This is a genomic window from Vibrio sp. 2433-A1 (genome assembly GCF_056726085.1).
Genome location: NZ_JBRESC010000040.1, coordinates 1 through 10,147, shown reverse-complemented (window position 1 = coordinate 10,147; position 10,147 = coordinate 1). Strand labels below are relative to the sequence as shown.

General features: G+C 42.2%; 10 protein-coding genes, 1 tRNA gene and 1 pseudogene. 2 read left to right on the top strand and 10 right to left on the bottom strand.

The genetic code is table 11. From position 1 onward, the window contains the following. The 7 genes and pseudogenes from ACU01J_RS20825 to ACU01J_RS20795 all read right to left on the bottom strand — a co-directional run. A partial coding sequence (locus tag ACU01J_RS20825; protein ID WP_481087368.1) for an IS91 family transposase occupies positions 1–684 on the bottom strand: 684 nt, incomplete at its 3' end. 103 nt (positions 685–787) lie between these two features. After that, a pseudogene (locus tag ACU01J_RS20820) lies at positions 788–880 on the bottom strand (helix-turn-helix domain-containing protein); the annotation flags it as partial. Between the two features lie 65 nt (positions 881–945). Continuing rightward, a complete protein-coding gene (locus tag ACU01J_RS20815; protein WP_481087367.1) occupies positions 946–1,128 on the bottom strand; it encodes a restriction endonuclease in 183 nt (60 codons plus the stop codon). A gap of 1 nt (position 1,129) precedes the next feature. Beyond that, entirely contained in the window at positions 1,130–1,333 is a 204-nt protein-coding gene (locus ACU01J_RS20810; RefSeq protein ID WP_481087366.1) for a hypothetical protein, read from the bottom strand. 77 nt (positions 1,334–1,410) lie between these two features. Beyond that, on the bottom strand, positions 1,411–2,247 hold the full coding sequence (locus tag ACU01J_RS20805; protein ID WP_481087365.1) for a DUF2806 domain-containing protein: 837 nt from the start codon (positions 2,245–2,247) through the stop codon (positions 1,411–1,413). A gap of 420 nt (positions 2,248–2,667) precedes the next feature. Further along, on the bottom strand, positions 2,668–3,219 hold the full coding sequence (locus tag ACU01J_RS20800; protein WP_481087364.1) for a hypothetical protein: 552 nt from the start codon (positions 3,217–3,219) through the stop codon (positions 2,668–2,670). Positions 3,220–3,352: 133 nt separating this feature from the next. Continuing rightward, positions 3,353–3,955, bottom strand: coding sequence for a recombinase family protein (locus tag ACU01J_RS20795; protein WP_481087363.1), 603 nt, complete (start codon positions 3,953–3,955; stop codon positions 3,353–3,355). Between the two features lie 379 nt (positions 3,956–4,334). On the opposite strand from ACU01J_RS20795, the gene ACU01J_RS20790 reads away from it, so the two are divergent. Beyond that, entirely contained in the window at positions 4,335–4,928 is a 594-nt protein-coding gene (locus ACU01J_RS20790) for a hypothetical protein (RefSeq protein ID WP_481087362.1), read from the top strand. Positions 4,929–5,185: 257 nt separating this feature from the next. On the opposite strand, the gene ACU01J_RS20785 is transcribed toward ACU01J_RS20790, so the two are convergent. Next, a tRNA-Gly gene (locus tag ACU01J_RS20785) sits at positions 5,186–5,260 on the bottom strand. A gap of 135 nt (positions 5,261–5,395) precedes the next feature. Here ACU01J_RS20785 and ACU01J_RS20780 point away from each other — a divergent pair. Next, entirely contained in the window at positions 5,396–5,605 is a 210-nt protein-coding gene (locus tag ACU01J_RS20780) for a hypothetical protein (protein WP_268667901.1), read from the top strand. A gap of 319 nt (positions 5,606–5,924) precedes the next feature. Here ACU01J_RS20780 and tssI read toward each other — a convergent pair whose 3' ends face one another. Then, complete coding sequence (gene tssI / locus ACU01J_RS20775) at positions 5,925–9,179, bottom strand: type VI secretion system tip protein TssI/VgrG (RefSeq protein ID WP_481087361.1); 3,255 nt, start codon at positions 9,177–9,179, stop codon at positions 5,925–5,927. Positions 9,180–9,302: 123 nt separating this feature from the next. Further along, positions 9,303–9,821 carry an Hcp family type VI secretion system effector gene (locus tag ACU01J_RS20770; RefSeq protein WP_069669095.1) on the bottom strand — a complete coding sequence of 173 codons (519 nt, stop codon included), beginning with the start codon at positions 9,819–9,821 and terminating at the stop codon, positions 9,303–9,305. Positions 9,822–10,147: the final 326 nt, after the last annotated feature.

The following is a 10,147-nucleotide window of genomic DNA, read 5'->3' as shown; positions in this document are numbered from 1 at the left end:
ATTGGTGGTCGATGTGGATAAGTTGAGGTCGCTGTATTTTTGTCTGAGAAGCCTGATGAGAGTACGCCGCCAATGATATTCGACATGCTTCTTTTTGAAGTAGATAGGTTTCCAGGAATGGTGTTTGTCTAACCCTCCACGGGTGACCGATAAATGGATATGTGGATGCCAATTAAGGGCTCGACCATAAGTATGAAGCGCTCCGAATCTCCCGACCTCAAGTCCATGCTTTTTTGCCCACTTCAGCAGCGTGTCCGCCGCAAGAGAGAATAAATCATTGAGTAATGTTGGATTGGCTTCGAAGATAGGCCATAGCTCGCTCGGCATAGTGAATGTGATGTGTTGATGTTCACAGTCTGGCATGACATTTAGTTGAGTATGTATCCATTGCTCGGTGGATTTAGTACCACAAGAGCTGCAAGCCTTCGTCTTGCAGCTTTGGCAGATGACCTTAGTATGCGGACAGTCTGGCGTACCACAATCGTAGTGTTTGGCTCCCATCATGTTGGTGCCACACGCTAACATTCGCTCAACACAGGTGATTTGCCAGAGACTAAAAGTCTGAGCGTGTTTCCAAAGCACCTTTTCCCAAGCATTGTCTTTTTCAAATAGGAGTTTCGTTGCGCGGGGAACAAATTCTTTTGGTGTGTGGTGGCGACGTCTACGACCTGAGTATTGAACCACGTAAAAATCTAGAGGAGGGGAACGTAAGGATAGGATAACGTACTCTGAATGATAAGAGTATCAACGAATTAACAGCGCCCTAGCTCGATGCGTAGCATCGCTATCTTGAAATCGTTGAAGGGGAACGATTTAGCATACGGGCTATAGCTCTCAACGACATTTTGGCTGATAACGCTACTCTGATCTCCTCTCGTTCTTGGGGTTTGAGCACCAATCTGAATTTTCAGGCGCTCTAATTCGTTTTAAGCCGATATCATAAAACTAAGCATATTGGTCTGCTCCAGACTGAAAGCCTTTTGTTGTTAAGATTCCACTGCTATTCGGTATATCAGTAAGCAAACTGTGAAGGTTACGAACATGCAGAAGACTAACGTTGTGACTATAGTATTTACATTCAATGAGAACTTTATGCGATATCCCCGCATACCTGTACTCCCAATACACGTCAATTTGATGCTCTACACCAGACTTGCCTTTTTACCTTAACGTTGTGCTGTACGTCGATGTTATCAACACCTTCAAGTGCCAATATGTCCTCATACATTCTGCGAGCAAGTTTTTCGTAATCTTCGGATGTTTCGACTTTTTCCACTAACCCCCCACAATGTACAACACCGCCACCGAACCTAATCCATTCCATCTTAAACACGAAACCCAACCTTGAACTGAGAATGCCAAGTGTTGGGAATCATACTTAAATGCTTATTATATATACGATCGGAGGAGTTAATTTTCCTGTACAGAAATGTTCATATCTGAGTAGATGTTTTTTAAGTATTCGGCAAATCCTGGTAGAGGTTTTGCGCCACAAATTTTACTCAATTGCTTACCGACATTTGTGAACATTACACCTCCATAGGGAACCCCGTTAACACCAACAGGTACGTTCAACATTATAGTTTTATCAAAATACCCCAATACTACCATTGTCGAACGACTTTCATTATTTTGTAATGCAAAGCCACTGTCTGTATTAAACTTAATTAAACCTGCAGCTTCTAATTCAATCAATGAATTAAAACTTAGCCCAGCGTCTCTAACAAAAGGATGGTTCCCATCAAAGATAAAAGCATATGGTTCCATTATATCAGCAGAGAAACGACAAAGTGTCGTAAACATTTCCGCTTCGCGCTTGTCCAATAATGATGCAGCTTCAACAGCACGTCGCGAAAATGTATTTGGCTTGTTAGCCTCTCCAGCCAAAATATTTGACCATAGTGTTTGCATTTCTTCGTTGGATACTTTTTTACATTTATCGTAAAAGAAATTGAGCCAGTCATCATCGATGTGCTCAGGGGTAGCGTCATCTGCAAGCCTATGTGTTGCTTGCAGAGTGATATTTTCAATATTTTCCTGCGCGGTCGCTTCTTCTTGAAGAACCCTTACAAGGGCACGCTGCTCGATGTCTTTCAACTTGATTTCGCTGAGCTTCGCAATTTTTTGTGCTTTAGCTTGCGCTTTAGCCATTTTGACAGTGTGAGTAGGCTCATAAAGCACCCCAATTGCACCTGAAACTTTTTCGATAAGCTTCGTTACAGGCTCTGTTGGGTTAAAGCTATCCATAAAATTCAATATCTTTTCACTCTCTCTATGGTACGAGGTACTGATACTAAGTGATATCTAACGATAATGTTGAGATATGCCGCTCAATACATAGAACAGCTTTATATTGAAAAAGTTCTCTTTATCACATCAACATTACACTAAGAATTTCGCAGTAAGTCATTGAATGTAATTAATATTCATTAAGATTGATGTATGTTGTGCTTAAGTTATCAATATACCACTATCTTCCTTATCAAAGTGCTAGTAACATCGAGTAGAGGTATACGGCAGGCTTAACAGGATCACTGTTAGATTAGCTTTACTAGTGATAAATCATATCAACAGTGATTTTGATAAAAGAGCACAAACAAGAAACGGGGCAAAACGATGTTACGTACTTTGTGTTAGGCACTTTAGTCGATTGTGGTCGTGCATTGATCATGTTCTGACTAAATTTCTATAATGCTTAGCCATAACCTCATTAAAGGCATTCCTGTTCAATCTAAACTGCTCATGCCATTCAAGTAAGTATTCTTCTTTTGGGTAGACTTTTTGGTTAGAAATTTGATTGTAGAACTGTCGTAATTCGTCTTCTTGTCTTCCAATCGCTTCAAGTTTCTCTAATGCTTGATGCAAACCAAGCAATCGCAGTCGAGAGGAAGCGGCAGTATATGTATCACCTATCTCGAATAGCTTCTCAGCATGATCTGAGACATGACACCAAAGGTCATCCCACTCTTCTACATCTAACTCATATTTCCGAGCAGAAATCCTGGTACCATCCAAAACCCCATGAAAATCGTTCAGTGTTCTCGTATAGGTATCAAAATTAGATAATATAGCCAGTAGCAAGTCTTTCTCTGTTTTCTTCGCCTCCGCTTGAGCGTGTGCCTTATGGTTTGACTTCTGAGTGACGTAAGCAGATCCGCCAGAAATGAGGGCTCCGAGTCCTATTTTTACAGCAGTATCGATTACTTCAATCAATTGCATTGTTGTTCCTTATAACGAACTGGGAATGCCTTTACTTACCAGACATTACACAGATAAGAAAAAAGTAGATCAAACCACCTAGTTGTGATTTGTAGGGTTGAGCGTCCCTGGCACAGAATGTGTTATTTATAATCTAGAGAGAACCTGTAATACCAAATTGGGTATATGGATCGTTCTTTTTTGTCGTTGCCATTTTTAATGCACGATATATTGTCGCCTCTCCAAGCTCAAATTCTTTAGCAAGTTGGCCGATGGTAGCCCCTTTGGTTCGGCGGGTGTGTATTGCATCACAGATTTGCTCATTGAGTTTAGCTGGACGCCCAAACTTCACTCCGTTCTCTTTTGCTTTGGCAATGCCTTCAGCTTGTCGCTCTGTGCGTAAGTCATTTTCAAATTCCGCGATCGACGCCAACATATTGAACATTAATCTACCGGTTGAAGTACTGGTATCGATATTTTGGTCAATGACAATTAAGTTAATTTTTTCTTGCTCAAAACGTTTAGCGAGTTGTGCAAGATGGACAACAGAGCGAGCAAGGCGATCTAAACGGGTTATGACTAAGGTATCGCCTTCTCGAAGGTAATTCATACAAGATTGAAACTCTGGACGATTTGAGGTTCGACCACTTCTCTTTTCTTGATAAATACGTTGACAACCGACGTGATTTAATTTCTCCAACTGAACGTCCAAACTTTGACCGGTTGAGCTGACCCGAGCGTATCCTACTTTCTCCATAATCTATCAATATCTCTAAGATGTTTTGATTTAACACTTATAATAGTACTTTTGATAGATGATTTCACGAACTATCAAAAAGTATACAAAATGATAGATAATTGTTATTACAACTGTGTGCATGACAATAGTTTGGTGAGAAACTATTTTGGTTGAAAAATGAGCGTTAGATTGTTTGTTTTTATTTTTCTATTGATTTTAGGTTTTTAATCACCTTTATCTATCAATCTGAATGGGAGGAAGATTAATGAGGTATACCCAAAACGAACTGAACTGAGTTCACTCTGTTTACAGATTTGACGGGAAGAGTATTATTGAGTGACGAGTAGAGCCTAAAGTTTATTTAGTGCTAGTTGTGCAATCAATCTAGAGATCAAGGATGACAACAAAAATTCATTACGATATTCACAGTTGTAAAGTTCGTTCTAACAAAGAAAGTTTATCTTTAACTTGTCAATGGGAACAAGTATTACAAATCTGTCGGGAAAAGCACCTTGGTGAATTTGCCCGTGCTAGATTAGCCTTTAATATGGTTGATTATGTTACTAGTGAAGATTTACCTTTTCGCCTTTTTGTTACTCGTGCTCCCCAAGCCATGGCCGCTATAGCAGAGGAAACGGTGGTCTACAAAGAACACCGAACTATTAATGGTAGGCAAAGCGGAATGGTTTATTCTAGGGATGAACAAATAATCCCAAAGGACATAGTTTATATGAGTGAGTTTATGGCTACTCGTAAAGTCAATGGGTTAACTCGTTCACTCTCTATGACCTCATTAACCGAATGTCTGAAAGCGGGCGATATTATCACGCCACTAGACGGGATTTTATTTCTAAACTGTAAACGTATTGCCAGTAATATTTCACGACTAAAGAAAAAAGAAGCCAGCTTGATTCCTACTATGAAGCGTATTGAAGTGTCAGATAGCCTCACTGGTACTTCAAGAAGGATGGCCAGTTATACGCTTGGTTAACTTTGTGGTGAGGCGATAGAATTGCTGTGTGGGTAACACTGGTTTGCCCCCCCATTATCAGTTTCGGCAAAGATTTCGTGATAGCGATTTTGCTAGGTTTACCCAAAGAAACATAATGTGACGAAGTTTGAGTATACGCGGCGAAAGTGTATGTCCATGCTGTAATAATTGAACTTATTAGGGGCGGACTCACATGGCGTTTCGATTTGAGATTATAATAGGTGTGTTCGAGGTTTTAGGCAAAGGAAACATTAGAATGGAGCGTACAGCGGGAATCGAACCCGCATTATCAGCTTGGAAGGCTGAGGTAATAGCCATTATACGATGTACGCTTTATCTTCATAGTCTTTGGTAATCAGTTGGTTGTCTAGTCAATTTTTGATTAGAGTTCCTCAATCAATTCGAGCCCTGTAGCGTTAAACGGTGCTATATTGAAACCTGTACTTCGTAATATAAGGGAATCAATAATGCCGACCTATCAGGTCATCTACTTTAACACCAAAGACGTCGTGATGGACAACGAAGCCATCTTTATGAAAAGCCTGACGAACGCAAAACGCTCAGCGGAGCATCATGCGCCAGACGGGACTAAGCAAATTGAAATAAAAGATTTAATGGATAGAGTGCTTAGTCGATTGACGCTGGATGAAGGCTGGGTCGATAACATCGAAGATTGACGTTGTCTTATCTATCAGGAGGACATTTGAAGTATCGTGAATTAAAGACACAGGCTTGATCATAGTTGAGCTGACTTAGAAAGCCTTCTGTCCAAGTTACTCAGTTTTCAGAGTGCATGAGGAGGGTTGTGTTGAGAAGTTCAGAGAGGTTTCTAGCGCTCGACTTGATCTGACAGTTACCCGTTTTTCTATCGGTGACACACGGATGCTCATTACTGCACTTAGTCAACACATTCGCTTTGTTTGAGGAGAATGGCTCTGCCACGTCTTTATCAGAATTTGCGGCAGAACCCTTTGGAACCGGCTTGCTGCTTTTAGTTTAGTCACAAAGAGATTGTTGAAAACCTAAACGTTTTAAGTCTCTTTGTGCAACTTCAGACTCCGGATTAGACATAACCTTACTTTTAGAGAACTTACTTGTACCTGTCATCTTTCGTTTAAAATCACTGATTCGCCTTATCCGATTTTGTGCTCCTGCACCTTTAATCGTACCTGGCTTTTTTGTATAAGAACCAACTAAATTATCAGGTTCAGAGATGGACAATTCCAAATGCATATTTCCATCATTTTCATTGCTCATCAGAATTGTAAGAGGTTTATTATCGTTACCAAGAAGATGCGTTTCAGAAAAGAACTTTTCTTCATAAACATCAGGATTATCTAATATTTTTTTCATTGTTTCGGTATAAGCTTGGTTTCGGCTTAAAGCTCTGCCTAAAGCGGAGCGTGTTTCATCTGGAAGTTCAACTGAGTCAAGTTCATTATACATAATTTCTTGGCTTCTTGTTCCCCAATTAGTTATTTTTTGTTTAAGTAATTTTATATGTATAACTCTGCCTTTTTTTGAGCTACTTATTAATGTTTGAAAACGTGAATTTCTTTCAGGTACATTTATCCCTTTTGCGTTAATTTTTGAGGGTTGTATATCTGGTAGGTTTTTAATATTTTTTATATATAATTCATGTGTCTTTCCATACCAGCTTTCTCTTCCCCCTTCCGCGCCATTTGGTAGAGCCTTAGGATCGGTTATATCTGACGACTCTTTCCGCCCGTTATCATTCACTTTCACAATACGATCTTGTCCTGTGACTTTGGAGTTCGGTAATTGTTCTGAAACCTCTTTTGCTAAGTTGCACGTATTACAACCCACTAAAGATACCCTTTCTGGGCTTTCGTTGCCTGTTTTGTTCGCGATACTTTGTGTAAGCGCACTCACTTGCTCTGCATTTAACCCACCAATAGTACTTGATGGACTTCCATCTTTCGTATCACCATGCCCCACGACAAGCACTTTTAAAGGTTTGCCTGTTGTATCCAACTTTACATCCGGTAAAGAACCATCATGATTAAGTTTTACTATCGTGGAACCAGGATGTTTAGCAGCTAAATGTTGAACAGCCTTCGCGACTTCTGGCGTACTTCCCGCTTGCAGAACAACGCGTTGTTCGCCTTTTTGAGCCTCCGAGCTTTCCATTTCTTTAGTAGGCGACGAGAGTCCTTTATTACCTATGCTTTCTTCGTTACCCTTAGAGCTGCCACCTAACGTTCGTGGTTCAGCTATCACCGGACCGATAGTATTCTCAGCAATATCTTCATTTTTATGTTGATTAGGCGGCGGAAGGTTCGATGCCGTGGCATCGAGCTCGTTCGGTGGTAAAACGTTTTTCTCTGAGTAACCACTCCCTAAGCCCGGGCTACCGCCCGAGTTTAGATTGATTTTTGACCCAACTAGGCTGACGCCAGACGAGTCCAGTTTTATAAAGCTGCCATTGACTTTGAGGGTCATTTCAGATCCGGCTTCGATGACGACCTTCTTACCAGCTTTGATATGTAGTTCATTACCTATTTTAAGGGCGTGAAGCTGTGCGATGTTTTGATGTAGGCTACCCTCAACAATTGAGGTGACATCTTGTTTGACTAGGGTGCGACTCTCTCCGCCAACGGTGAAGTGGTGGTTTCTCTTTGTCTGAGTGAAGTGGTTGCTATCCACTGTGCTATGTTGATCATGCTTAACATGGGTGGTCATATCATTGAGTATTAAGGAGTCAAAGTCCTTCTGTGCATGCAGGTAGATTTGCTCCTGCTCTGCCTGATCTTCAAAACTGAGTTCGTTAAAGCCTTCACCTTGGTGAGTTTCACTGCGCAAGACGGTTTTGGTTTTGTTCTCTGGCAACGAGTAAGGTGGTGTATTGGTGATATGATAGGTTCGGCCAGTAATGATCGGCTGATCTGGATCGCCATTTAAAAACGATACGATCACTTCATGGCCGATGCGCGGAATGGCCATCATGCCGTACTGACTGCCTGCCCAGCCTTGGGATACGCGTACCCAGCAAGAGCTATGCTCTGGACTGTTGTCATGACGATCCCAGTGGAAGTGCACTTTCACCCGCCCATGTTCATCACAGAAAATTTCTTCATCCTTTGGACCAACGACCGTTGCGATCATCGGGCCGTCAATGATTGGTTTGATTTCTGGTGTGGCTTGCCAGTTGATATGGCCTGGAATGGCTTGCCACTGATTGTTGTAGGTTGTTGCGCCATGTCCGCTCTTTTCTTCCAAAGCCTGAGGCTGCTCGCCGTGGTGACTGACGCGAACCAGTAACCAATCGCGATTAAAGGCGCGATTGAGGTGGTCACTGAGGGTGAATTTATAGCCTGCACGAATTAAGAACTCGTTACTCTTACCATCAGCTAACTGGGCATCGCGGCGTAGGTAGTTTAAACGGGTGCGAGTAAACGCAGTGCCATTGAGGTCATCTTTATAACGCCCCGGGGCATCAAAATGTGTGTAAGTCGGCTGCTGGTAATCTATTTCAGCCCCCTGAGCCGACTGACTAAAGGAGTACGCTGGCTTTTTAAAGCTGTAGTCTTTGAGTTCAACTTCGGCAACGTGAGCCTCAGATTGGTAACGGAAGCCTTTGATATAAGGCACATCACTGACACCGCCAGCCTGCCCGTTGTACGGGACAGGTTCAGCCAATGAAGGTAACAGAGCACTGGAATCACTGAAGACCAGAGTATGGTTTCCAGCTTCATGGATAAAGCTATAGATCATGCCTTCTTCTGCTGCGAGACGATGCAGGAAGTCGAGGTCGCTTTCACGGTATTGAACGCAGAACTCGCGCTGAGCCAGCTCGCGCGCTAACGAGAAAGCGTAATCATTAATGCCCATCTCCTGCAGTAGCGTCGCGATGATGTCGGACGTGGTCTGGTGCTGGAAGATACGGCTATTGTGACGCAGAGAGAGGCGCTCTAAAGCAGGCACAAGGGTCAATGAATAGAAGGTATGGTGGTGACCAATGTCCCCTTGGGTAAACGCGCGCACCACGCCGTGTACTCGTTGAACCAAGATACGGTTACGATACATGCGCAGCTCGACCGCCCGATCAACCACCTGCTCTGGGGTTAAGTTAGGTAAACGACTGGCTAACTCAATCTGGTAGCAAAACCCGTAACAGGGCCTTTGACCGAACATACTAGCAGACAAGGACTCTTGTCCATCGAACTTGGTGACCACCAAAGCATCGTCGCTCAGTCCTTCTACCTCAATGATGTACGCTAATGTCGCCATTGCGTCTCTCCTATCGTTAACCCTAAACACAAAAACCTTAAACGCAAATTACTAACGGATTGATAATTTGAAGTTAAGGTTTTCTGAGGCTCCCCCGAGGGAAGCCTCAGAAAATCAAAGCGATTAAGCTTCGACTGGTTTACGCCAGTCGTCTGAGCCAGACGTACCTGCGTTAACGTGATCCCAAGTGATCTTACGGTAAGACATAGAGACGGTTAGGTTTTGGGTGAAGTCAGACATTGCCGGATCCTGACAGTGTGGCATTTCACACTGGATATCGACGATAGATGCGTTTTCGAGTTTAGTAGTGAAGAAGTTCTCTTGTTTGCCTTCGATAGACGTGCGGTACCATTTCAATTCAACGGTCTTCATCTTCTCACCAGAAGAAAGTGCGTTGTACAGCAGTGGTACTGCTTTATTTAGCGACACAGTAAATTGGAACGGTTTGTGAACACGTTGACCCGAAGGCTGACCAGATTGAGGGTCGGTTGGTACTGTAACAACGTGATCAAACTTTTGAACCAGCATCTCATCTTCGTGACCTTCAACGTAAGAGTCACCGATAGAATCAGCAGTACAAGCACCAGCAGTGATAAGACCCTGAGTTTCACCGTCGATAGAGATATAACATGGAGTTGGCATAGTAAAATCCTTGTGGTTTGGGTGTAAAAACACCCAACTCTAAATCAAGAACTATGCCAAAATGAAAAGTCATACACTTCAATAGCTTAAGGGTTTGTTAATATGCTAGCTGAGCAAGATCTTACCTAATACGAGCAAGAAGTTGCTCGAATCAAGCAAGAAGTTGCTCGACAGCAAAAAATATACCAAGTATAAGATGGTGGATAAAAAATTCAGCCTAAGAAGATTTTGTACAATTATTATGGCGTGTTGATCTTTCATGAGTGATTTTTGAACAGCATCATAAAAAGTTATAATTTGCTCCGTCAAAAGTAAAACCATAACCA

Coding starts and splice junctions, on each gene's coding strand:
- ACU01J_RS20800 (WP_481087364.1), bottom strand. CDS start 3,219: ATGCAATTGATTGAAGTAATCGATACTGCTGTAAAAATAGGACTCGGA.
- tssI (WP_481087361.1), bottom strand. CDS start 9,179: ATGGCGACATTAGCGTACATCATTGAGGTAGAAGGACTGAGCGACGAT.
- ACU01J_RS20805 (WP_481087365.1), bottom strand. CDS start 2,247: ATGGATAGCTTTAACCCAACAGAGCCTGTAACGAAGCTTATCGAAAAA.
- ACU01J_RS20795 (WP_481087363.1), bottom strand. CDS start 3,955: ATGGAGAAAGTAGGATACGCTCGGGTCAGCTCAACCGGTCAAAGTTTG.
- ACU01J_RS20790 (WP_481087362.1), top strand. CDS start 4,335: ATGACAACAAAAATTCATTACGATATTCACAGTTGTAAAGTTCGTTCT.
- ACU01J_RS20770 (WP_069669095.1), bottom strand. CDS start 9,821: ATGCCAACTCCATGTTATATCTCTATCGACGGTGAAACTCAGGGTCTT.
- ACU01J_RS20780 (WP_268667901.1), top strand. CDS start 5,396: ATGCCGACCTATCAGGTCATCTACTTTAACACCAAAGACGTCGTGATG.